The 21,672-nt window shown below is 61.4% G+C and carries 23 protein-coding genes and 1 pseudogene; 22 read left to right on the top strand and 2 right to left on the bottom strand.

Going from position 1 to position 21,672, the window contains the following annotated elements:
* Nucleotides 1-12: 12 nt before the first annotated feature.
* The gene (gene selO / locus ACYZTX_RS03560; RefSeq protein ID WP_462032972.1) at nt 13-1,476 is read left to right on the top strand and encodes a protein adenylyltransferase SelO; all 1,464 of its coding nucleotides are present in this window, start codon (nt 13-15) and stop codon (nt 1,474-1,476) included.
* A 6-nt stretch (nt 1,477-1,482) separates the two neighbouring features.
* Here the strand turns inward: selO and ACYZTX_RS03555 are convergent.
* A pseudogene (locus ACYZTX_RS03555) lies at nt 1,483-1,617 on the bottom strand (transcriptional regulator); the annotation flags it as partial.
* Nucleotides 1,618-1,746: 129 nt separating this feature from the next.
* Here ACYZTX_RS03555 and trxC point away from each other — a divergent pair.
* Complete coding sequence (gene trxC, locus ACYZTX_RS03550; protein WP_462032971.1) at nt 1,747-2,181, top strand: thioredoxin TrxC; 435 nt, start codon at nt 1,747-1,749, stop codon at nt 2,179-2,181.
* Nucleotides 2,182-2,188: 7 nt separating this feature from the next.
* On the opposite strand, the gene ACYZTX_RS03545 is transcribed toward trxC, so the two are convergent.
* Entirely contained in the window at nt 2,189-2,959 is a 771-nt protein-coding gene (locus ACYZTX_RS03545) for a ParA family protein (RefSeq protein ID WP_462032970.1), read from the bottom strand.
* Between the two features lie 351 nt (nt 2,960-3,310).
* On the opposite strand from ACYZTX_RS03545, the gene ACYZTX_RS03540 reads away from it, so the two are divergent.
* The 20 genes from ACYZTX_RS03540 to ACYZTX_RS03445 all read left to right on the top strand — a co-directional run bounded on the left by ACYZTX_RS03540 (nt 3,311) and on the right by ACYZTX_RS03445 (nt 21,581).
* The gene (locus tag ACYZTX_RS03540; RefSeq protein ID WP_462032969.1) at nt 3,311-4,036 is read left to right on the top strand and encodes a beta-ketoacyl synthase chain length factor; all 726 of its coding nucleotides are present in this window, start codon (nt 3,311-3,313) and stop codon (nt 4,034-4,036) included.
* Entirely contained in the window at nt 4,012-4,824 is an 813-nt protein-coding gene (locus ACYZTX_RS03535) for a lysophospholipid acyltransferase family protein (protein ID WP_462032968.1), read from the top strand. The genes ACYZTX_RS03540 and ACYZTX_RS03535 overlap by 25 nt, the downstream gene beginning before the upstream one ends.
* Complete coding sequence (locus ACYZTX_RS03530) at nt 4,802-5,077, top strand: phosphopantetheine-binding protein (RefSeq protein ID WP_462032967.1); 276 nt, start codon at nt 4,802-4,804, stop codon at nt 5,075-5,077. The genes ACYZTX_RS03535 and ACYZTX_RS03530 overlap by 23 nt, the downstream gene beginning before the upstream one ends.
* Before the next feature lie 9 nt (nt 5,078-5,086).
* Nucleotides 5,087-5,341, top strand: coding sequence for an acyl carrier protein (locus ACYZTX_RS03525; RefSeq protein WP_017336166.1), 255 nt, complete (start codon nt 5,087-5,089; stop codon nt 5,339-5,341).
* The gene (locus tag ACYZTX_RS03520; protein ID WP_462032966.1) at nt 5,338-5,883 is read left to right on the top strand and encodes a COG4648 family protein; all 546 of its coding nucleotides are present in this window, start codon (nt 5,338-5,340) and stop codon (nt 5,881-5,883) included. Before ACYZTX_RS03525 ends, ACYZTX_RS03520 begins: the two co-directional genes overlap by 4 nt.
* Nucleotides 5,880-7,562 carry an AMP-binding protein gene (locus ACYZTX_RS03515; protein ID WP_462032965.1) on the top strand — a complete coding sequence of 561 codons (1,683 nt, stop codon included), beginning with the start codon at nt 5,880-5,882 and terminating at the stop codon, nt 7,560-7,562. Before ACYZTX_RS03520 ends, ACYZTX_RS03515 begins: the two co-directional genes overlap by 4 nt.
* Nucleotides 7,563-7,693: 131 nt before the next feature.
* Nucleotides 7,694-8,428, top strand: a complete 735-nt coding sequence (locus tag ACYZTX_RS03510; RefSeq protein ID WP_462032964.1) for a glycosyltransferase family 2 protein — start codon at nt 7,694-7,696, stop codon at nt 8,426-8,428.
* Entirely contained in the window at nt 8,425-9,372 is a 948-nt protein-coding gene (locus tag ACYZTX_RS03505; protein ID WP_462032963.1) for an LpxL/LpxP family acyltransferase, read from the top strand. The genes ACYZTX_RS03510 and ACYZTX_RS03505 overlap by 4 nt, the downstream gene beginning before the upstream one ends.
* On the top strand, nt 9,353-10,897 hold the full coding sequence (locus ACYZTX_RS03500) for an HAL/PAL/TAL family ammonia-lyase (RefSeq protein ID WP_461976344.1): 1,545 nt from the start codon (nt 9,353-9,355) through the stop codon (nt 10,895-10,897). Before ACYZTX_RS03505 ends, ACYZTX_RS03500 begins: the two co-directional genes overlap by 20 nt.
* Complete coding sequence (locus ACYZTX_RS03495) at nt 10,890-11,315, top strand: acyl-CoA thioesterase (RefSeq protein ID WP_462032962.1); 426 nt, start codon at nt 10,890-10,892, stop codon at nt 11,313-11,315. The genes ACYZTX_RS03500 and ACYZTX_RS03495 overlap by 8 nt, the downstream gene beginning before the upstream one ends.
* Nucleotides 11,312-11,914: an outer membrane lipoprotein carrier protein LolA gene (locus ACYZTX_RS03490; RefSeq protein ID WP_462032961.1), complete on the top strand. Its 603-nt coding sequence runs from the start codon at nt 11,312-11,314 to the stop codon at nt 11,912-11,914. Before ACYZTX_RS03495 ends, ACYZTX_RS03490 begins: the two co-directional genes overlap by 4 nt.
* Nucleotides 11,898-14,237 (top strand): MMPL family transporter, encoded by a 2,340-nt coding sequence (locus tag ACYZTX_RS03485; RefSeq protein WP_462032960.1) that lies wholly within the window; start codon nt 11,898-11,900, stop codon nt 14,235-14,237. Before ACYZTX_RS03490 ends, ACYZTX_RS03485 begins: the two co-directional genes overlap by 17 nt.
* On the top strand, nt 14,234-15,394 hold the full coding sequence (locus ACYZTX_RS03480; protein WP_462032958.1) for a cation:proton antiporter: 1,161 nt from the start codon (nt 14,234-14,236) through the stop codon (nt 15,392-15,394). Before ACYZTX_RS03485 ends, ACYZTX_RS03480 begins: the two co-directional genes overlap by 4 nt.
* Nucleotides 15,381-16,628 carry an NAD(P)/FAD-dependent oxidoreductase gene (locus ACYZTX_RS03475; RefSeq protein ID WP_462032957.1) on the top strand — a complete coding sequence of 416 codons (1,248 nt, stop codon included), beginning with the start codon at nt 15,381-15,383 and terminating at the stop codon, nt 16,626-16,628. Before ACYZTX_RS03480 ends, ACYZTX_RS03475 begins: the two co-directional genes overlap by 14 nt.
* Entirely contained in the window at nt 16,625-17,350 is a 726-nt protein-coding gene (locus tag ACYZTX_RS03470) for a class I SAM-dependent methyltransferase (protein WP_462032956.1), read from the top strand. The genes ACYZTX_RS03475 and ACYZTX_RS03470 overlap by 4 nt, the downstream gene beginning before the upstream one ends.
* Before the next feature lie 134 nt (nt 17,351-17,484).
* Nucleotides 17,485-17,967 (top strand): hypothetical protein, encoded by a 483-nt coding sequence (locus ACYZTX_RS03465; RefSeq protein WP_462032955.1) that lies wholly within the window; start codon nt 17,485-17,487, stop codon nt 17,965-17,967.
* Nucleotides 17,964-19,160, top strand: coding sequence for a beta-ketoacyl-[acyl-carrier-protein] synthase family protein (locus ACYZTX_RS03460; RefSeq protein ID WP_462032954.1), 1,197 nt, complete (start codon nt 17,964-17,966; stop codon nt 19,158-19,160). Before ACYZTX_RS03465 ends, ACYZTX_RS03460 begins: the two co-directional genes overlap by 4 nt.
* A complete protein-coding gene (locus tag ACYZTX_RS03455; protein WP_462032953.1) occupies nt 19,157-19,630 on the top strand; it encodes a hotdog family protein in 474 nt (157 codons plus the stop codon). Before ACYZTX_RS03460 ends, ACYZTX_RS03455 begins: the two co-directional genes overlap by 4 nt.
* Entirely contained in the window at nt 19,627-20,355 is a 729-nt protein-coding gene (gene fabG, locus ACYZTX_RS03450) for a 3-oxoacyl-ACP reductase FabG (protein WP_462032952.1), read from the top strand. The genes ACYZTX_RS03455 and fabG overlap by 4 nt, the downstream gene beginning before the upstream one ends.
* Nucleotides 20,355-21,581, top strand: coding sequence for a beta-ketoacyl-ACP synthase (locus tag ACYZTX_RS03445; RefSeq protein WP_462032951.1), 1,227 nt, complete (start codon nt 20,355-20,357; stop codon nt 21,579-21,581). Before fabG ends, ACYZTX_RS03445 begins: the two co-directional genes overlap by 1 nt.
* Nucleotides 21,582-21,672: the final 91 nt, after the last annotated feature.

Genomic DNA, 21,672 nt, shown 5'->3' with positions numbered 1-21,672 from the left:
TGGAGATGGCCCTTGAAAGCCCTCGACGAACTGACCTTCGATAATCGTTTTGCCCGCCTGGGCGATACGTTTTCCGCCCACGTGCTGCCCGAACCCATCGACAACCCGCGTCTGGTGGTAGCCAGCCCCGCCGCCATGGCGCTGCTCGACCTCGACCCTGCCGTGGCCGACACCCCGGAATTCGCCGAACTGTTCAGCGGCCATAAACTCTGGGCCGACGCGGTCCCGCGGGCGATGGTCTATTCAGGTCATCAGTTCGGTTCCTACAACCCGCAGCTGGGCGATGGGCGCGGGCTATTGCTGGGCGAGGTTTACAACGAGGCCGGCGAGCATTGGGACCTGCACCTCAAGGGTGCCGGCCAGACGCCTTTTTCGCGCATGGGCGATGGGCGGGCGGTCCTGCGATCCTCGATCCGCGAATTTCTTGCCTCCGAAGCGCTGAATGCCCTGAACATCCCGACCACCCGCGCACTGTGCGTGATCGGCTCCGACACACCCGTCTGGCGCGAGAAACAGGAACGCGCAGCCATGGTCCTGCGCATGGCGCCGAGCCATGTGCGTTTCGGGCATTTCGAATATTTCTACTACACCAAACGTCCTGAAAAACAGAAAGAACTCGGCGACCACGTGCTGGCCATGCATTTCCCGCAATGCCTGGAACAGCCGGAACCGTATCTGGCGATGTTCCGTGAAATCGTTGAGCGCAATGCCGAGCTGATCGCCCAATGGCAGGCCTATGGGTTCTGCCACGGCGTGATGAATACTGACAACATGTCGATCCTCGGCATTACCTTCGACTACGGCCCGTTCGCCTTCCTCGACGACTTCGACGCCCACTTCATCTGCAACCACTCCGATGACCAGGGTCGTTACTCCTTCAGCAACCAGGTGCCGATCGGCCAGTGGAATCTCAGCGCCCTGGCCCAGGCCCTGACGCCTTTTATCAGCGTCGAAGCCCTGCGCGAAGCCCTCGGCCTGTACTTGCCGCTGTACCAGGCCCATTACCTCGACCTGATGCGCCGCCGCCTCGGTTTCACCACGGCCGAAGACGATGACCAGAAACTGCTGGAACAGCTGCTGCAACTGATGCAGAACAGCGGCGTCGACTACAGCCTGTTCTTCCGCCGCCTGGGTGAAGAATCACCTGAACTGGCCGTCGCCCGTTTGCGCGATGACTTCGTCGACATCAAGGGCTTCGATGCCTGGGGTGAGCTCTACATCGCCCGGGTTGCTCGTGACGGCGAGGATGATCAAGAGCAGCGGCGCAAACGGATGCATTCGGTCAATCCGCTCTACATCTTGCGCAACTACTTGGCGCAGAAAGCCATCGATGCGGCGGAGAGTGGCGACTATTCAGAGGTTCGCCGACTGCATGCGGTGTTGAGCAATCCGTTTGAGGAGCAGCCGGGGATGGAGAGCTATGCCGAGCGGCCACCGGAGTGGGGCAAGCATCTGGAGATCAGTTGCTCTTCCTGAACCCGGTCAGATAAAGGTCTCCACCGACACTCCGAAGTGCTCGGCCAACCAGCGGATCTGCCGCAGGTTGAGATGACGCTTGCCGCTCAAGATCTCGGAGACCACCGATTGGGTGCCGACGCCAGGCAGCTCGCTTTGGCTATTCACGAGCAGACCAATGGTGCAGCCGGCGCTCTCTCAGCCTAGAAATGCCACGTCGTTCTGCACGATTGAAAATGTGAGCAGACGTCTCCACATAGAGGTCATCGGCTTCTTTACAGGATCATCCGCATGACCGACTCATTCCTCATCCCCTGCCCCCACTGCAACGGCCTCAACCGCATCCCTGCCTCACGCCTCAACGATCACCCAAAATGTGGCCGCTGCAAGGCCGAGGTCTTGTCGACCAAACCCTTCGAATTGAAGCAAGGCGATTACGCCAGTCAGATCAAGGGTGATCTGCCATTGCTGGTGGACGTTTGGGCGGACTGGTGTGGGCCGTGCAAGTCGTTTGCGCCGGTGTTTGAGCAGGCGGCGGTGCAATTGGCGGGCAAGTGTAGGCTGGCCAAGCTGGACAGCGAGGCGAACCAGCAGCTGTCGGCGCAGCTGGGGATCCGTTCGATCCCGAGTCTGATTCTGTTCAAGAACGGCCGGGAAGTCGCACGCCAGAGCGGGGCCTTCCCGTTACCGCAGTTGATAAGCTGGTTGCGTAGCCAAGGGATCTGACGAGCAGTCAGGTGCTTTCCAGCAGTTTGTGCAGCTCGACGAATTGCTGCGTCAGCTTATGACGCGGATCGAGGTGGATCAGCGGCGTGTTGGCCTGGTGTGATTCACGCATGCGCACCGAACTACCCAGGTACACCGGCAACACCGGCAGGCCTTCGGCGATCAGTTCGTCGAGGATTTGCTGGGGCAGACTGGCACGAGCCTGGAACTGATTAACGACAATCCCTTCGACTTCCAGCCCTTCGTTGTGGTCTTCCTTCAATTCTTCGATTTCTGCCAGCAGACCGTATAACGCCTGACGCGAGAAGCTGTCGCAATCGAAGGGGATCAGCACACGATCAGCGGCAATCAAAGCCGAAACCGCATAGAAATTCAGGGCTGGCGGGGTGTCGAGGTAGATCCGGTCGTAATCGCCGTCCAGTTCCTCGAGCAATTTTCGCAACTTGTTGATCTTGTGTTTGGCCTCAAGCTTGGGCTGCAAGTCAGCCAGTTCGGCAGTGGCGGTGATGACGTGGAGGTTGTCGAACGGCGTTTCGTAGATATCGACCTGGTTTTTCTTCGAGAACGGTCCGGAAGACAGGGTTTGTTTGAAAAAGTCGGCAATGCCCATCGGAATATCATTCCCGGTGAGGCCTGTCAGGTACTGAGTGGAGTTGGCCTGAGCATCTAGATCCACCAATAGGGTGCGATAGCCCTCGCTGGCGCTGACCGCCGCCAGATTGCAGGCAATGCTGGATTTGCCAACGCCACCTTTCTGATTGAACACCACGCGCCGCATGTCAAAACCTCCGTGTATCAAAGAATGACCGAGTGTAGTAGTCCACAACGGTGCTTTGCTACCTCGCCGGCATAGGGACTACACAGTCAGGTGTGAACTCACGCGGAAAAAACCGTGAAGTCATGCATTGCTTGCTGACAGAGCCGACAGATAGGCCGGTTATATGGATAATGGCCAAACGACAGCGATGGGCGAACCAAACGGTACATTTCATTGAGCAAAATGTAACCATCATTTGCTACACGCCCGCAGCAACGGGATAATGCGCGCCACTCGGCGCCAAGCGCCACGTAAGGTAGTTCGCGCTTTTTGCGACTCACCGCGTCAAGGAAGCCCGCAGGGGCGGGATGTATGTCTGTGATCAACTTCAACATCGCCCAATGGCACGCGTGGGCCCCTGGGCTCGAAAGCGTGGACGATTGGCAGACCTGGAGCCAACATCCGGTCGTGCTTGCGAGCAGCGATGCCGCCCCCGATGTCTCGTTTTTGCCGGCCATGCAGCGCCGTCGACTCAGTCGTCTGGCGCGGATGGCGTTCAGTGTCGGCTGGCCTTTGGCCGATGGTCGCCAGGACCTACCGTTGGTCTTTATTTCTCGCCACGGCGAAACCCCGCGCACCTTCGATATTCTCAGCGATCTGGCTGCCGATCAGCCGCTGTCGCCGACTCAATTCAGCCTGTCCGTGCACAACGCGATCATCGGCCTGTGGTCGATCATGCGGGGTGAAACCAGCGAAATGACTGCCCTCGCTGCAGCCGGCGATGGCCTTGAACACGGCATGCTAGAGGCTGCGGCGTTGCTTGGCGAAGGCGCACCCGCGGTGCTGCTGGTCGTCACCGAAGAGCAGCCGCCCGAAGCCTACTCGACCTGGATCGACGACGTGCCCTTCCCTTACGCGGTCGGTCTGTTGATCACCCCCGGCAACGACTGGCAGCTGTCCCTGAACAGCACCTCGGATGCGTTGTCCAAAGCCCACTGGCCCCATGCCCTGAACCTATTGCGTACCCTGCTCGGCCAGCAGACAACCTGCCAACATGCCTGGAAAAATCGTGTATGGACCTGGCAACGCAACCTGTAACCGATAAAAACCGCGACGCCTATTACTGGCGCCTGCTGGCTACCGCCGCAAGCTTCACCCTGTTCGGGCTGGGCGGGCTGTGCCTGCGCGTGGTGGTTTTTCCGCTGCTGAACTGCCTGCCCGGCGATGCCCGGACACACCGGCGGCGAGCGCGGCAGACCGTCGCTCGTCTGTTCTGGTTTTTTGTGCGATTCATGGCTCGCACCGGCGTGCTGACTTACGACATCCAGGGCGCCGAAAAACTCGGTCGCCGCGGGCAAATGATCATCGCCAATCACCCGTCGCTGATCGATGTGGTGTTCCTGATCGGCCTGGTGCGCCACGCCAACTGTGTAGTCAAGAAAAGCCTCTGGGAGAACCCTTTTACCCGCGGCCCGCTAGGCAGCACCGAATACATCAGCAACGACGGCAGCATGGACATGCTCGATGCCGCTGCCGATGCGCTTAAAAGCGGCCAGACCCTGATCATCTTTCCCGAAGGTACCCGCACCCAACCGGGTCAGCCACCATCCTTCCATCGGGGTGCTGCGGCGATCGCGTTGCGCGGTGCGAAAATTCTCACACCGGTGATCATCAAGGTCAGCCCGACCACATTGACCAAGGCCGAACCCTGGTATCGGATCCCCAAACGTCGCGTTCACTTCAGTTTCCGTGTCGGGGCCGATATAGACCCACAAGCCTTCGCCGCGCAGGGCCCTGCTCCACAGGCCTCGCGCAAGCTCAATGACTATTTGCATCATTACTTTATTAAGGAGCTCGCCGAAGATGAGCGATCTGCACACTCTTAGTCTCAAGCAGGAAATCAAAGCACTGATCATCGACGCCCTGGGCCTGGAAGACATCAGCGTCGAAGACATCGGCGACGACCAGACGCTGTTCGGCGAAGGCCTGGGCCTGGATTCGGTTGACGCCCTGGAGCTCGGCCTGGCGATCCAGAAAAAGTACGGCATCAAAATCGACGCCGACGCCAAAGACACCCGCAATCATTTCAGCAGCGTGGCGAGCCTTGCGGCGTTCGTCACTGCAAAACAGGCAGCTTGAGACCGGACCATGCAAACTCGTGACGACATCTTCAACACCCTGCGCGATGCTCTGGTCGAACTCTTCGAGCTGGACCCCGAGCGCGTGAGCCTCGAATCCAACCTGTATCAGGACCTGGAAATTGACAGCATTGACGCGGTCGACCTGATCGATCACATCAAACGCCAGACCGGCAAGAAAATCGCTGCCGAAGAATTCAAAACCGTGCGTACCGTCAGCGACGTGGTCGAGGCGGTCTACCGCCTGGTTCAGCCGGCCGCATGAGTCGATTGATCGGCCTTGGCCTGCTGCTGGTGGGCCTGCTGTACCCCTTCGCGGTGTATTTCGGCATGGAGCATTTCGCCCCATGGCAGTTCGGTCTGCTGCTGGGCAGCCTGTGGCTGGCCCGGGCACTGCTCGGCGCGCGCCGCCCCGGCAGCTTGTGGATGGCGGTCACCGCGATCGTTTTTTGCCTGTTGCTGGCGCTGTTCGACAGCCCGCTGTTGCTGCGCTGGTACCCGGTGCTGATCAGCGCGTTCATGCTCGGGTTGTTTGGACTGAGCTTGATAGTCGGCCCGCCGATCATCGAACGCCTGGCGCGTTTGCGTGAACCGCAACTGCCGGCCAAGGCGATTGTTTATACGCGCCAGGTGACAATCGTCTGGAGCGTGTTTTTCCTTTGTAACGGTTTGCTCGCCGCCGCCCTGACCCTCTGGGCGCCGCTGAGTTGGTGGATGTTGTACACCGGCCTGATTTCCTACGGATTGATGGGCCTGCTGTTTGCCATTGAATGGCTTATACGACAACGGGTACGAGGCCACCCATGAATTGGATAAAACTTGAGCACCTGTTGCTCAAGGCGCAACCGGAACGTGCCGTGACGGCCGAACCGGCGCTGAATCACGCGCAACTGTGCGTACAGGCGTTGAGCCTCGCCGCGGGCCTGCAAGCCCAGGGTGTGCGGCGCATTGCCGTGCACCTTGAGGACGCCGCCGACCTGGCGATTGCCCTGCTGGGTGCCTGGCGTGCCGGGGTCAGCGTGCTGCTGCCCGCGGACCTGCAAGCCCAGACTCGACAGCGCTGGTCGACCGAAGTCGATCTGTGGCTGACCGATCAGGCCGATGACGCGCACCTGAGCGATTACCGGCATCCGCCGTTGATGCCTGCCGCACTGGATCTGGATCGTTGTTCGCTGAGCCTGTGCACGTCCGGCTCCAGTGGCGAGCCCAAGCGCATCGACAAAAACCTGCACCAACTGGCCAATGAGGTCGAAGCGCTGGAGCGGCTCTGGGGAGCCGATCTGGGCCAGGCTTGCATCATTGGCAGCGTCGCCACTCAGCATATTTACGGATTGTTGTTTCGAGTGCTGTGGCCGCTGTGCGCCGGGCGCTCGTTTGTGCGCAAGCAGTTGGCATTCCCTGAAGACCTGCAACGCGCCAGCCGCGAACACCCGGCGTTTGCCTGGGTCGCCAGCCCGGCGCTGCTCAAGCGCATGGGCGACAACCTCGACTGGCCCGCTTTAAGTGCGGTTCGCCGAGTATTTTCCTCCGGCGGTGCATTGCCGGCCGAGGCCGCGCAAAGCCTTCAGCAACGCCTGCAGCAATGGCCGACGGAAATCCTCGGCAGCTCGGAAACCGGCGGCATCGCCTGGCGTCAGGGCCAGGATCTCTGGCAGCCCTTTGCTGACATTGAATTGAGCCAGGACAGCGACGGCGCCCTGCTCATTGCTTCGCCGTACTTGCCGCACGGCCATATCGAACACACCGCGGATGCCGCGCGAATCACTGCCGACGGCCGATTCGAACTGCTCGGACGGCTGGACCGGATCGTCAAACTGGAAGAAAAACGTATCTCGCTACCGATGCTGGAACAGGCCCTGATGGCCCACGACTGGGTTGCCGAAGCACGTCTTGGCGTGGTTCAGGAAAACCGTGCTTCGTTGGGCGCGCTGCTGGTGCTGACCGAGTCAGGCCTGCATGCCTTGCGTAATCAGGGGCGACGCACCCTCACGCAAGAACTGCGTCAACATCTGAGCCAGCATTGCGAAGCCTTGGCTTTGCCACGCCGTTGGCGCCTGCTGCGGCATCTGCCGCTGAACGCTCAGGGCAAACTGCCCCAGGCCACCGTTGAAGCCGTGCTGCTGGCACCGCGCCCAAAGGCGCCGGAGGTGCTGGAGCAGATCGAAGTCGATGGTGAGTGGAGCCTGCAACTGGCGGTACCCCCCGACCTCGCCTACTTCAGCGGCCATTTTCCCCAGGCGCCGGTATTGCCCGGTGTGGTGCAAGTGGAGTGGGCGTTAACACTGGGCCAGCAATTGATGGACCTGCCGGCAAAATTCGCCGGCATGGAAGTGCTGAAATTCCAGCAACTGGTGCGCCCCGGCGATGAAGTCCAGCTGCACTTGCGCTTCGATCCGACGCGCAGCAAGTTGTATTTCGCCTATCGCAACGAGACCGCCACCTGCTCAAGTGGGCGGATCTTGGTGGAGGCCAAGGGTGATGCGTAACTTGGGTGAGTGCTGCGCACTCAATCGCGAGCAGGCTCGCTCCCACATTAGATTTTCGCCGAACACAAATCCCTTGTGGGAGCGAGCCTGCTCGCGAAGCAGACAACTCGGTCTTTCAGGTGTGAGCCAACATGCATAACCCCTGCGCCGTGGTCCCGGTCTACAACCACGAAACCGCCATCACCACCGTGGTCGATGCGCTGATTGCCTGCGGCCTGCCCTGCATTTTGGTGGACGATGCCAGCGATCAATCCTGCGCAAAGGTGCTCGATCAATTGGCCCGGCGCGACAAGGTGTACCTGATCCGACTCGGCGCCAACCAGGGCAAGGGTGGCGCGGTCATGACCGGTTTTCGCGAAGCCTCGCGCCTGGGCTTCAGCCATGCCTTGCAGGTGGACGCCGACGGCCAGCACGATCTGCAAGACGTCCAGACCTTCATCGAACAGTCACGCGCCCATCCCGAGGCGGTGATCTGCGGCTATCCGCAATACGACGCCAGCGTGCCGAAAGGTCGTTTGTACGCCCGTTACCTGACTCATGTGATGGTCTGGATCAACACCCTGTCGTTGCAGATTCGCGATTCCATGTGCGGCTTCCGCGTCTACCCGTTACCACCGACCCTGGCGCTGATCGATTCGGTGAAGATCGGCAAGCGCATGGACTTCGACTCGGACATTCTCGTGCGACTGGCGTGGCGCAATCTCCCCATGCAATGGCTGCAAACCAAAGTCCATTACCCGCTGGATGGCGTCTCGCATTTCCGCCTGTTCCACGACAATGTGCTGATTACGAGCATGCACACCCGGCTGTTCTTCGGCATGTTGCTGCGGGCGCCGGTGATTCTCTGGCGACGGTGGCGAGCATGAGTGCTGACGCGGATAAAAAGCACTGGGCTGACCGCGAAGAGCGCGGCAGCTTCTGGCTGATGAAATTCACCGCACTCTGCGCCAAAGTGCTGGGCCGTCGGCTGCTGAGTCCGCTGTTGTACGGCATCGTCCTGTACTTTTTCCTGTTCGGTCGCAGCGCTCGCCGTAGCGCCTGGCAATACCAGCAACGGCTCGCCGACTGGAGTGGTCGCAACGAATTGCGCCCGACCCATTGGCGGGTGTTCGGCCAGTTCATGGCCTTCGCCGACTCCATGCTCGACAAACTCGACGTGTGGAACGGCAAGCTGAGCATCGAGCAGATTGAAATCATCGACCCGGCATTGCTGCGCAAGCAACTGCGCGGCACCCGCGGGCAGATGCTGGTGGGCGCGCACCTGGGCAATCTCGAGGTCTGCCGTGCGTTGGCCGAGATCGGCGAAAAAGTCACGATGAACGTGCTGGTGCACACCAAGCACGCCGAGCAATTCAACCGTTTGCTGGGCGAAGCCGGCGCGACCAATCTGCGCCTGATCCAGGTCAGCGAGCTGGACCCGCTGATCATGCTGCAACTGCATGAGCGCCTGGAGCGCGGCGAGTGGCTGGCGATTGCCGGCGACCGCGTGCCGCTGCATGGCGGGCGTAGCGTGACCGTGGACTTCCTCGGCCATCAAGCTGCGTTCCCTCAGGGGCCATGGTTGCTGGCCGGTCTGCTGAAATGCCCGATCAACCTGATGCTGTGCCTGAAGAAACCGACGGGCGACTATCGACTGACCCTCGAACCGTTCGCCGAGGCCGTGGTGTGGAAACGCAGCGACCGCGAGCAGGTCATTCATCAGTGGGCCTCCCGCTATGCCGAACGCTTGGGTCACTATTGCCTTGAAGCGCCTCAACAATGGTTTAACTTTTACCCTTTCTGGAAGACCGATGACGACGCCAACGCTTGAGCCGGTAACCTTCGGCGAACTCCCTTTGCGCATCGAAGACGTGCTGGCCCTGGCCAATCGTCAGGTGCCGACGCAGTTGCAGGGCGACCCTGCGTACCGCGAGCGGATCGCCAAGGGCGCGCGATTCCTTGACTCCCTGCTGGACAAGGAAGGCGTGATCTACGGCGTGACCACCGGTTACGGCGATTCCTGCGTGGTCGCGGTGCCGCTGCATCACGTCGAGGCGTTGCCCCGTCATTTGTATACGTTCCACGGCTGCGGCCTGGGCAAACTGCTCGATGCGCAGGCGACTCGCGCGGTGCTGGCGGCGCGCTTGCAGTCGTTGTGCCACGGCGTGTCCGGGGTTCGCGTGGAGCTGCTGGAACGCCTGCAAGCCTTCCTCGAACACGACATTCTGCCGCTGATCCCGGAAGAAGGTTCAGTGGGCGCCAGTGGTGATCTGACGCCACTGTCCTATGTCGCCGCGACGTTGTCCGGCGAGCGCGAAGTGATGTTCCGGGGTGAACGCTGGCTCGCCGCCGACGTGCACCGCGAACTGGGCTGGGAGCCGCTGGTACTGCGCCCGAAAGAAGCCCTCGCCTTGATGAACGGCACTGCCGTGATGACCGGCCTCGCCTGCCTGGCCTATGCCCGCGCCGACTACCTGCTGCAATTGGCCACCCGCATCACCGCGTTGAACGTGGTCGCGCTGCAAGGCAACCCCGAGCACTTCGACGAGCGCCTGTTCGCTACCAAGCCGCATCCGGGGCAAATGCAAGTCGCCGCGTGGCTGCGCAAGGACCTGGCGATCGACGCGCCGACCGCGCCGCTGCATCGCCTGCAAGACCGTTACTCCCTGCGTTGCGCACCCCACGTCCTCGGCGTGCTGGCCGACAGCCTGAACTGGCTGCGCTCGTTCATCGAGATCGAGCTCAACAGTGCCAACGACAACCCGATCATCGACGCCGAAGCCGAGCGCGTGCTGCACGGCGGGCACTTCTATGGCGGCCACATTGCGTTCGCCATGGACAGCCTGAAAAACCTGGTGGCCAACGTCGCCGACTTGCTCGACCGTCAACTCGCGTTGCTGGTGGACGAGCGTTACAACCACGGTTTGCCGAGCAACCTGTCCGGCGCCACCGCGGATCGCGCGATGCTCAACCACGGCTTCAAAGCCGTGCAGATCGGCACCAGTGCCTGGACCGCTGAAGCGCTGAAAAACACCATGCCGGCCAGTGTCTTCTCGCGCTCCACCGAGTGCCACAACCAGGACAAAGTGAGCATGGGCACCATCGCCGCCCGCGATGCGATTCGCGTGCTGGAGCTGACCGAACAGGTCGCCGCCGCCACCCTGCTGGCCGCCAACCAAGGCGTCTGGCTGCGCAGCAAGGCCGAGGATGCCCGTCCATTGCCGCCAGCCCTGGCCGCCATGCACTTCGAGCTGGCGAAAGACTTCCCGCCGGTCATTGAAGACCGTGCGCTGGAAGGCGAATTGCGCCTGTGTCTGAAGCGTATTGCCGAGCAACACTGGAGGCTGCATGCGTAGCAAGGGAGTGTTTCACACCAATACGGAAATCCTCGTGCCGTTCTTTGACGTCGACACCATGAACGTGGTCTGGCACGGCCATTACGTCAAATACCTGGAAGTCGCCCGCTGCGCGCTGCTGGACAAGATCGGCCACAACTACGACGCCATGGTCGAGTCCGGTTACGCATGGCCGGTGATTGATCTGCAATTGCGTTATGTGCGCGGCGCGGTGTTCGGCCAGAAGTTGAACGTGCGCGCCAACCTGGTGGAGTGGGAGAACCGTCTGAAGATCAGCTACCTGATCAGCGATCTGCAAACCGGCGAACGCTTGACCCGCGCCAGTTCCGTGCAGGTCGCCGTCGACATGAGCAGCCGCGAAATGCTGTTGGCTTCACCCAAGGTGTTCACCGACGCTGTTGAAAGGATGCTCGCATGACCCCGATCTTCAAATGCCTCGGCGCTTTGGCGCTGCTTGGGTTGTCATCGATCGCTCATGCATTCGATCTGCAACAACTCAGCGATCAATTGGCCAAACCCGATGTGATCCACGGCCACTTCATCCAGGAAAAACACCTGCGCGCCCTGCCCCAGCCGTTGACCAGCAAGGGCACTTTCGTCCTCGCTAAAAACCACGGCTTGCTCTGGCTGCTGAAAACCCCGCTGCAACAGGATTACCGCATCAGCGACAAAGGCATTGCCCGGCGTGACGCCAACGGTTGGCAAATGCTCCCGAGCAAGAGTGCTGGCGCCGAGCAGAACCGCTTGTTCCTCGCCGTACTGCAAGGCGACAGCAGCGGGCTGCAACGGGATTTCGAGCTTTCGCTGAGCGGCGATGCGCAGAACTGGAAGCTGACGCTGACCCCGCGTTCAATGCTGCTCAAGCAGGTGTTCACTCAGATCAACATTGCCGGCGGCGAACTGGTGCACAGCATCGAGCTGCTCGAAACCCAGGGCGACAGCACGCTTTTACGTATGCAAGACAGCACCAGCACCCAACCGTTGAGCGATGCGGAGCAACATGACTTTGCCGAGTGAACGGAGTCTTCCACGGCTGTTTCTGATCCTGCTGCTGGCGGTGCTTGCGCTCGCCGGTTGGCAATGGCGTGACGGGGCGCCGCTGTCGGCCAACCTGATGGAACTGGTGCCAGGCACGGTGCCGGACGCGCTGGAACTGCGCGCCGAACAACGCATGCAAGAACCGCTGAACCGCGAAATGCTGGTGCTGGTGGGCCATACCGATCGCCAGCAAGCCGTCGCCATGGCGCAGAAACTGGGTGAGCAATGGCAGGCGAGCGGCTTGTTCGAAAAGGTCCAATGGAACCTGCAAGCCGACCTCCCGGCATTACGTACACAATTACTGCAAGGCCGACTGGCGATGCTCTCGGCGGCCGATCGGAAGCAGCTGATCGAGCATCCCGACGCGTTTATCCAGCAAAGGGTGCAAGCGCTGTTCGACCCCTTCACCGGTTTCAGTCTGGTGCCGAGCCAGGATGACTGGCTGGGCCTGACCGGGCGCATCCAGAACAGCCAGCCGCAACACGGTGCCGTGCAACTGGACATCGGCAGTGGTGCGCTGGTCGCCGATGCCGACGGCAAGAGTTGGGTGCTGCTGCGCTCGCGAACCACGGGCAACGCCTTCGACATGAACTTGCCGCTGCAAGTGGCCGACCTGCTCAAACACAGCCGCGAAGAGGCCGCCCAGGCCGACGTGCAGCTGATTGCTGCCAGCGGCCTGCTCTACGCTGCAGCCGGTCAACAGCAAGCGACGCGAGAAATGACCTGGGTCGGTGGCGGTGCCACGGTGGGCATTCTATTGCTGTTGCTGCTGGCCTTCCGGCGCTGGCGGGTGTTGCTGGCCTTTGTCCCGGTGCTGGTGGGCATGCTCTTCGGTGCGGTGGCCTGCGTGGCGCTGTTCGGCCATATGCACGTGATGACGCTGGTGCTCGGTTCGAGCCTGATCGGCGTGGCGGTCGATTACCCGCTGCATTACCTGTCCAAGAGCTGGAGCCTGAAACCCTGGCACAGTTGGCCGGCCCTGCGCCTGACGTTGCCGGGCCTGACGCTGAGCCTGATCACCAGTTGCATCGGCTACCTGGCCCTGGCCTGGACACCGTTCCCGGCGCTGACCCAGATTGCCGTGTTCTCTGCCGCCGGTCTGCTCGGCGCTTATTTGTCCGCGGTGTGCCTGCTGCCGGCACTGCTCAAAGGCGTCGACCTGCGACCGGCGCAATGGCCACTGCGGGTTTCCGAGTATTTGCTGGGGCGCCGTGAAGCGTTGCTCAAATTCGCGAGTACGCCGGTGCTGCTGGCGCTGCTGATTGCGTTTTGTGTGGGCGGTCTGTTGCAGCTCGACACCAAAAACGACATTCGCCAATGGGTCGGTGCACCGCAGCAACTGACTGACGAAGCACAAACCATTGCGCGCATCACGGGCTATCAACCCACTAGCCAGTTCTTCCTGGTGCGCGCGGCCAATCAGCAGCAACTGCTGGAACGCCAAACCGCGTTGAGCGAGCGGCTGGATCAGTTGGTCAACCTGGAAAAACTCCAGGGTTATCTGTCGCTCAATCAACTGGTCAGCCAACCGACCGAACAGCAGCAAGTGCGCGAAGCGTTGAACAAGTTGCCGCAGTTCTGGCAACCGCTGCTCGATCTCGGCGTGCCCGCCGAGGCGCTGCAGGCAGAGCTCACGAAGTTGCAGGCACTGCCCACCGAAGACATCGACGCGGCGCTGGTCGGTCCGTTGGCCGAACCCTATCGCGCACTGTGGCTGGGGCCGACCGATGACGGCGTAGCGGCGATGGTCAGCCTGCAAGGCCTGAACACCCCTTCACTGCTGCGGGTCCAGGCGGTGGATTTGCCGGGCGTGGAACTGGTGGATCGCCTCGGTGAGTTGAACAACGTGTTCGCCGCGACTCAGGTCAGTGCCGCAGAGTTGAAACTCGCTTCCTGTGTGCTGATCGTGCTGGTGCTGATCCTGCCGTTCGGCTTCGGCGGCGCGCTGCGAATCGTCGCCCTGCCGCTGCTGGCCGCGCTGTGCAGCCTGGCCAGTCTCGGCTGGCTGGGGCAACCGCTGACGTTGTTCAGCCTGTTCGGCCTGCTGCTGGTGACGGCCATCAGCGTCGATTACGCGATCCTCATGCGCGAACAGGTCGGCGGCGCTGCCGTGAGCCTGCTGGGCACCTTGCTGGCGGCGCTGACCACCTGGCTATCGTTCGGTCTGCTGGCGGTGTCCAGCACGCCGGCGGTGAGCAACTTCGGCCTGTCCGTTAGCCTGGGCCTGGCCTTCAGCTTCATTCTTGCGCCTTGGGCCGGACGCCAGATTCACGCCACACCGGTCGCGGAGTCTGCCGCATGATGATCGCCTTGTTTTGGGCAATGGCCCTGGCACTGTTCGCGGTGGCCACCCGTGTCGGTCGTCACTTCGGCGTGATCCCGATCGTCAGCCAGTTGCTGCTGGCCACCTTCGGCCTGCCGCTGCTGATGTACTTCTGGATCGAACCCCAGTGGCAATTGAGCGGCGCCGCGCTGGTTGCGCCGACCTGGCTTAAAAACCTCTACAGCCTGAGTTTTGCCGTGTTGCTGGGGCACATTCTCAGTGACGTGATCGACCTGCGACTCGACCGCCAGAGCCTGAAAATCGCCCTGCCGAGTTTCTCCATTCCGTTTGCCTGCGGTCTCGCGACAGCGGTCTGGCTGTTACCGCCGCAACCCTGGATCAGTTCACTGGCGGTCGGCTTGCTGTTCGCCATCACCGCGATTCCAGTGTTGTATTTGTACCTGCGACACATCAACTACCCGCCCGCCGCCACCCGGCGACTGGTGCAGACCGCGATCCTCATCGACCTCACCTGCTGGACCCTGTTCGCCATCGCCCAGGGCAGCCTGCAACTGAGCAGCCTGCTGCTGCCGCTGGCCGGCGCCTGCTTGCCGTTGCTGCTGCGCCTGTTCCGATTGCGCCAGCCGTTGCTGCACAGTGGGTGCTTTTTCGCACTGCTGGTCGTGGCGGAACACTTCAGGCTCAACGCACTGATTTTCGGCATCGGTTACCTGCTGTGGATGGCCGCGCTCAAAGTGCCGTTGGTGCTGCCGTTGCCGGTGATCTGGATGAGTCACTTGCAGACGTACATCGCGATCCCGCTGATCCTCACGTTCGGCATCGTGCAAATCAACGTCCACAGCGCCATAGCCAGCCTCGGCTGGGTGCAACTGAGCGCACTGCTGCTGTTCCCGATTGCCAGTAAACTGCTGGGCAACTGGCTGGGCCTCGGCTGGGCCGGCGCCTCGTTTGAAGGCGCCAGTCGCTGGCGGGAAAGTGTCTTGCTGAATATCCGTGGCTTGAGCGAGATCGTCTTTCTCAATCTGCTGCTGCAACAACACCTCATCAGTCCGGCGCTGTACTTTGCGCTGATGGTGATGGGCCTGATCGCGACACTGCTGCCGGCACTCGCCGGCATGCACCGAACCCCTTTGAACATCGCCGTCCCGGCAAGGAGCCCCCGTGCCAACAGTTGAAATGGAACATCGTCAGGTCGTGGTGATTGGTGCAGGTCCATCGGGCGCCATCGCCGCCGCGCTGCTCAAGCGCAAAGGTCACGACGTTTTGATGATCGAACGCCAGCATTTCCCAAGGTTTTCCATCGGTGAAAGCCTGCTGTCCCACTGCCTGGATTTCGTCGAAGAAGCCGGCATGCTCGAGGCCGTGAACGCCGCAGGATTCCAGTTGAAAAACGGTGCGGCATTCGCTTGGGGCGAGCAGTACAGCGCCTTTGATTTCGGCGACACCTTCAGCAACGGCAAGCCGACCACCTTCCAGGTCCAGCGTGCCGATTTCGACAAGCTGCTGGCCGATCAGGCCGCGCTGCAAGGCGTGGACGTTCGCTACGGCGAAGCCATCGTCAGCGTCGATTTTAACCTGCCGAAACCACAGCTCGATGTGCTTCGCGAAGACGGCAGCCAGTACCGCGTCGAAGCCGATTTCGTGCTGGATGCCAGCGGCTACGGCCGCGTGTTGCCGCGCTTGCTCGACCTTGAAGCACCGTCGGATTTCCCGGTGCGCCAGGCAGTCTTCACCCATGTCGAAGACCACATCGAGAACCCGGCCTTCGAGCGGGAAAAAATCCTCATCACCACCCACCCGATCCACCGCGATATCTGGTTCTGGACCATCCCGTTCAGTAACGGTCGTTGCTCGGTGGGCGTGGTTGCGGCAGCCGAACACTTCGAAGGCCGCATTGAGAATCTGGACGAGTGCCTGCGTGGGTTTATTGCTGAAACCCCAAGCCTGGCCGGTGTGCTGAAAAACGCCGTGTGGGATACGCCTGCCCGAACCATCGGCGGCTACTCGGCCAACGTCAAAACCCTTCACGGCCCAGGCTTTGCACTGCTCGGCAACGCGGCGGAATTTCTTGACCCGGTGTTCTCCTCTGGCGTGACCATCGCCATGCGCTCGGCGAGCATGGCCGCCGGGGTTCTGCATCGCCAACTGCAAGGCGAACGTGTCGACTGGCAGACTGAGTTCGCCCTCCCGCTCAAGCGCGGCGTCGACACCTTCCGTTGCTACGTCGAAGGCTGGTACGCCGGGACGTTCCAGGACGTGATTTATCATGAGGGCGGCTCGCCCGATATTCGCCGCATGATCAGTTCGATTCTGGCCGGGTATGCCTGGGACGAGCGCAATCCCTTCGTCACCGAACCCAAGCGCCGGCTGCGGATGCTCTCGGAGCTTTGCGCACGGGATGCCACATGAGCTACCTGAGCGACACCTACGTCGAAGAAACCCGTTTCGGTTTGTGGTTTCTGCGCAGCCACACCTGGCAGCACCATGTATTGCGAGTGGCAATCAACGATTTGCGCAGCCTGTTCAGCGAAACACCGCCGAGCAACCCGGTGCTGCTGGATGCCGGTTGCGGTCAGGGCAGGTCGTTTCAGTACTTGCGCCAGACCTTTGCGCCCCAGCGCCTGATCGGCCTGGACGCCGACCCGCACAGCCTGAACCTGGCCGGCGAAGAAGCTGTCCGTCAGGGCGTGGAGGTGGAGTTGATCGGCAGCGATTGCGCGAGCATCAACGTCCCGGACGCCAGCGTCGACCTGCTGTTCTGTCACCAGACCTTCCATCATCTGGTGCAGCAGGAACTAGCACTGGCCGAGTTCTACCGCGTACTCAAACCCGGGGGTTATCTGCTGTTCGCCGAATCCACCGAGGCTTACATTGATACTTGGGTGATCCGCTGGTTGTTCCGCCATCCCATGCACGTGCAGAAGAGCGCCGCCGGGTATCTGGACATGATTCGCCAACAGGGTTTCGAATTCGGCCCGCAAAACGTGTCATATCCATACTTGTGGTGGAGCCGCGCCAAGGATTTCGGCCTGTTTGAACGCTTGGGTCTGCGCCAGCCAAAACCCGTTGGCCAACGGGAAGAAACCCTGGTCAACGTGGTCGCGCGCAAACCCCTTGAAAGGTGTGTTTGATGTTCATTGTCAGTGGCTCAAAGTACCTATCCTGTGGGAGCGAGCCTGCTCGCGAAAGCGGTGTGTCAGTCAACAAAAGTGTTGGATGGGCCGACGCATTCGCGAGCAGGCTCGCTCCCACAGGGTGTGCGGTGGTGCTGCGATTTCTGCTACTCGGCGCTGTCCTGTTGCTGAGCGCCTGTGCCAGCCGGGCACCGCTGCCCGAGCACACCCCAAACCTGCCGTTGCCGTTGCAACTGCACATCCAGCGTCTGGTGGCTGACCAACGGCAGGACTGGGTGCTGGTGATCCAGCGTGAAGGCTTAGGGATTCGCTGGTCGATGATGGACTTGCTGGGCATTCCACAGGCACGCCAGAAACTGGTCGACGGCGAGTGGCAGGCTGACGGTCTGCTGCCACCCAATCCGGAAGCGCGAGAGCTGTTCGCCGCGCTGCTGTTTGCGCTGACGCCCAAAGATGAACTCTCGGGCAACTATCCCGCCGCGTGGCAGCATGGCTCACAACGGTCCTTGCCAGCGCACTGGGAAGTCCGTTACTCACAACCCATGAGCTTTGAATTGAACCTGCCCAAAGGTCCGAAATATCAAGTCACGCCGCTCAGTGGGGACACACCATGACGGCCTACCTGAACGCCCTCGGGGTGATCTGCGCCCTGGGCCGTGACAAGCACGAAGTCACCCGCAACCTGTTTGCCGGTGACTGCTCGGGCATGCGCAATGAGGCCGGCTGGGTGGCAGGACGGTCGCTGCCCGTGGCCGCGGTCCAAGGTGAACTGGCACCGATCCCGGCTGAGCTTGCGCAGCAAAGCAGCCGTAATAATCAATTGCTGCTGGAAGCTGCGCTGCAAATCCGCGAAGACATCGACCAGGCGATCCAGACTTACGGTCGCAGCCGCATCGGTATTGTTCTGGGCACCAGCACTTCGGGCATCGACGAAGCCAGTCGCGGCCTGGCCCATTACATCCGCGAGCATCAGTTCCCGGCCGATTACGACTACCAGCAACAGGAACTCGGCGCTCCAGCGAACTTCCTCGCCGACTGGCTGCAACTGAGCGGCCCGGCCTATGTGATTTCCACGGCCTGCACCTCCAGCGCCCGAGCGCTGATGAGTGCTCAGCGATTGTTGGACCTGGGCGTGTGCGACGCGGTGCTGTGCGGCGGTGTCGACAGCCTGTGCAAGCTGACCCTCAATGGGTTCTCGGCGCTGGAAGCGGTGTCCGGGCAACGCTGCAATCCGTTTTCGGTGAACCGTAACGGCATCAACATTGGCGAAGCGGCAGTGCTGTTTTTGATGAGCAAAAGTGTTGGCGACAGCCAGCCAATTGCCTTGCTTGGCAGTGGCGCCAGCTCTGATGCGCATCACATTTCCGCACCGGAACCCAGCGGCCGTGGCGCCCAGCAAGCAATGCGGAAAGCCTTGAGCCAAGCAGAATTGCAACCGCAGCAGATCGATTACCTGAACCTGCACGGTACCGCCACGCAACACAACGACGCCATGGAAAGCCTGGCGGTGGCGACGTTGTTTCCGGCAGGTGTGCCGTGTTCGTCGACCAAACCCATGACCGGCCACACCCTCGGCGCGGCCGGCGCTCTGGAGGCGGCGTTCTGCTGGTTGAGCCTGAGTGCAGGCAACCGCGAGCACGCCCTGCCACCCCACGTCTGGGACGGCCAGCCGGATCCCGATTTGCCAGCCCTGAATTGGGTGACCCCGGCCGATCGCCTGGCGTCCATTGCACCTCGCTACCTGATGAGCAACTCCTTTGCCTTCGGTGGCAACAACGTCAGCCTGATTATCGGAGACGCCCCATGATTGACTGGCCGATCGCCGAACTGCTGCCGCACGCTGGCGACATGATCTTTATCGAGCAGATCCTGGCGTTCGATGACGAGCAGATTCACACCCGCCTCACGGTCAAACCCGATGGCCTGTTCAACCGCCCGGACGGCAGCCTGCCGGCCTGGGTCGGCATCGAATTGATGGCCCAGAGCGTCGCCGCCTACGCCGGCTGCCATGCCCGCCAGCGTGGAGATGCAGTGGAGCTGGGGTTTCTGCTCGGCACGCGGAAATTCGAATGCAACGTCGAGCACTTCCCCGCCGGCACCGAGCTGACCATCCACGGAATACGCTCGCTGGAAGACGACAACGGCATGGGCGTGTTCGAATGCCACATCACCGCCCCCGGCATTCACGCCACCGCTCGTCTGAACGTGTTCCGTCCGCCTCAGGCCGCTCAATATCTTCATGAATCTACCGGCTCTTCAAAAGGAACCCAGCCATGACTGAATCCGTACTGGTCACCGGTTCCAGCCGTGGCATCGGCCGCGCCATCGCCTTGCGTCTGGCCCAGGCCGGGCATGACATCGTGCTGCATTGCCGCAGTGGCCTTGTGGACGCTGAAGCCGTGAAGGCCGACATCGAAGCCTTGGGGCGCAACGTGCGCATTCTGCAATTCGACGTGTCCGACCGCGCCAGCTGCAAAGCCACTCTCGACGCCGACGTGGAAACCCACGGCGCCTATTACGGCGTGGTGCTTAACGCCGGTCTGACGCGCGACGGTGCTTTTCCAGCCCTGAGCGAGGATGATTGGGATGTGGTGATGCGCACTAATCTCGACGGTTTCTACAACGTCCTGCACCCGGTCATGATGCCGATGATTCGTCGCCGCGCGGCCGGACGAATTGTTTGCATCACCTCGGTTTCCGGGTTGATCGGCAACCGTGGGCAGGTCAACTACAGCGCCTCCAAGGCCGGCTTGATCGGTGCGGCAAAGGCGTTGGCGATCGAATTGGGCAAGCGCAAAATAACCGTTAACTGTGTCGCACCCGGCTTGATCGACACCGCGATGCTCGATGAAAACGTGCCGGTGGAAGAACTGATGAAAATGATTCCCGCACAACGTATGGGCACACCTGAAGAGGTGGCCAGCGCTGTGAATTTCCTGATGTCGGCGGAAGCGTCGTACATCACCCGGCAGGTTCTGGCCGTCAACGGAGGCCTGTGCTGATGAAGCGCGTCGTCGTCACCGGCATGGCCGGCATCACCTCACTGGGCAGCGATTGGGACACCATCGCCAGCAACTTCGCCGCCAACCGCAGCGGCATCCGCCGGATGGACGAGTGGGATCGCTTCACCGAACTCAACACGCGCCTGGCGGGGCCGATCGATGACTTCAAAGTGCCGAGCCACTGGACCCGCAAGCAACTGCGCAGCATGGGCCGGGTCTCGCGCCTGGCGGTCGGTGCGGCGGAAAAAGCATTGGCCGATGCCGGGCTGTTGGGTGACGAATCGATCAAGGACGGGCGCATGGGCGTTTCCTGCGGCTCATCCACCGGCAGCACCGATGAGATCAAGGCGTTCGGCAACATGCTGCTCAACTCGGTGGCCGAGGGCCTGAACGCCAACTCCTACGTGCGCATGATGCCGCACACCACGGCGGCAAATATCAGCATCTTCTTCGGCCTCACCGGTCGGTTGATCCCGACCTCCAGCGCTTGCACCAGCGGCAGTCAGGGCATCGGTTACGCCTACGAGTCGATCAAGTTCGGCCGCTTGCCGCTGATGCTCGCCGGCGGCGCCGAAGAACTGTGCCCGACCGAAGCCATGGTCTTCGACGCGCTCTACGCCACCAGCCTGAAAAACGATGCGCCGCAGACTTCCCCACGCCCCTATGACAGCGACCGCGATGGCCTGGTGATCGGTGAAGGCGGCGGCATGCTGGTGCTCGAAGAACTCGAACACGCACTGGCTCGCGGTGCGCACATCCACGCCGAACTCGTCGGTTTCGGCAGCAACGCCGACGGCCAGCACGCCACCCGGCCGGAGCAAACCACCATGCGCCGGGCCATGGAACTGGCGCTGGAAGACGCCGGAATACAGCCTTCTGACATTGGCTACGTGAATGGTCACGGCACCGCGACTGAACAGGGCGACATCGCCGAAACACTGGCAACGAGCGCGTTGTTCGGCGAACACATGCCGATCAGCTCGCAGAAGAGCTTCCTCGGTCACACCCTGGGAGCCTGCGGTGCGCTGGAGTCCTGGTTCAGCATCGAAATGCTGAACCGCGACCTGTACGTCCACACCCTCAACCTCGACGACGTCGACCCGCATTGCGGCAAGCTCGATTACCTGCGCGGCGAGTTCCGGCAGATGAGCAACCAGTACGTGATGAACAATAATTTTGCGTTTGGTGGGGTTAATACGTCGCTGATCTTTCGGCGTTGGTCGTAACGAGGCAATGCCCGGCAGATAAAGAAACGCTGCGAGCAATGAGTAACCTGTGGCGAGGGAGCTTGCTCCCGCTGGACTGCGTAGCAGTCCT

The sequence above is a fragment of the Pseudomonas sp. MDT1-17 genome, from assembly GCF_054898105.1.
The sequence above is the reverse complement of the archived record's forward strand: the minus strand, read 5'-3'. Positions and strand labels throughout refer to the sequence as shown.

Bases quoted from the DNA above. Each gene is read 5' to 3' on its own strand.
- ACYZTX_RS03455 (WP_462032953.1), top strand. From the start codon at position 19,157: ATGATTGACTGGCCGATCGCCGAACTGCTGCCGCACGCTGGCGACATG.
- ACYZTX_RS03485 (WP_462032960.1), top strand. From the start codon at position 11,898: ATGACTTTGCCGAGTGAACGGAGTCTTCCACGGCTGTTTCTGATCCTG.
- ACYZTX_RS03535 (WP_462032968.1), top strand. From the start codon at position 4,012: ATGGACCTGGCAACGCAACCTGTAACCGATAAAAACCGCGACGCCTAT.
- ACYZTX_RS03545 (WP_462032970.1), bottom strand. From the start codon at position 2,959: ATGCGGCGCGTGGTGTTCAATCAGAAAGGTGGCGTTGGCAAATCCAGC.
- ACYZTX_RS03520 (WP_462032966.1), top strand. From the start codon at position 5,338: ATGAGTCGATTGATCGGCCTTGGCCTGCTGCTGGTGGGCCTGCTGTAC.
- ACYZTX_RS03480 (WP_462032958.1), top strand. From the start codon at position 14,234: ATGATGATCGCCTTGTTTTGGGCAATGGCCCTGGCACTGTTCGCGGTG.
- fabG (WP_462032952.1), top strand. From the start codon at position 19,627: ATGACTGAATCCGTACTGGTCACCGGTTCCAGCCGTGGCATCGGCCGC.
- ACYZTX_RS03495 (WP_462032962.1), top strand. From the start codon at position 10,890: ATGCGTAGCAAGGGAGTGTTTCACACCAATACGGAAATCCTCGTGCCG.
- ACYZTX_RS03525 (WP_017336166.1), top strand. From the start codon at position 5,087: ATGCAAACTCGTGACGACATCTTCAACACCCTGCGCGATGCTCTGGTC.
- ACYZTX_RS03460 (WP_462032954.1), top strand. From the start codon at position 17,964: ATGACGGCCTACCTGAACGCCCTCGGGGTGATCTGCGCCCTGGGCCGT.
- ACYZTX_RS03505 (WP_462032963.1), top strand. From the start codon at position 8,425: ATGAGTGCTGACGCGGATAAAAAGCACTGGGCTGACCGCGAAGAGCGC.
- ACYZTX_RS03510 (WP_462032964.1), top strand. From the start codon at position 7,694: ATGCATAACCCCTGCGCCGTGGTCCCGGTCTACAACCACGAAACCGCC.
- ACYZTX_RS03540 (WP_462032969.1), top strand. From the start codon at position 3,311: ATGTCTGTGATCAACTTCAACATCGCCCAATGGCACGCGTGGGCCCCT.
- ACYZTX_RS03530 (WP_462032967.1), top strand. From the start codon at position 4,802: ATGAGCGATCTGCACACTCTTAGTCTCAAGCAGGAAATCAAAGCACTG.
- ACYZTX_RS03515 (WP_462032965.1), top strand. From the start codon at position 5,880: ATGAATTGGATAAAACTTGAGCACCTGTTGCTCAAGGCGCAACCGGAA.
- ACYZTX_RS03445 (WP_462032951.1), top strand. From the start codon at position 20,355: ATGAAGCGCGTCGTCGTCACCGGCATGGCCGGCATCACCTCACTGGGC.
- ACYZTX_RS03470 (WP_462032956.1), top strand. From the start codon at position 16,625: ATGAGCTACCTGAGCGACACCTACGTCGAAGAAACCCGTTTCGGTTTG.
- ACYZTX_RS03490 (WP_462032961.1), top strand. From the start codon at position 11,312: ATGACCCCGATCTTCAAATGCCTCGGCGCTTTGGCGCTGCTTGGGTTG.
- trxC (WP_462032971.1), top strand. From the start codon at position 1,747: ATGACCGACTCATTCCTCATCCCCTGCCCCCACTGCAACGGCCTCAAC.
- ACYZTX_RS03500 (WP_461976344.1), top strand. From the start codon at position 9,353: ATGACGACGCCAACGCTTGAGCCGGTAACCTTCGGCGAACTCCCTTTG.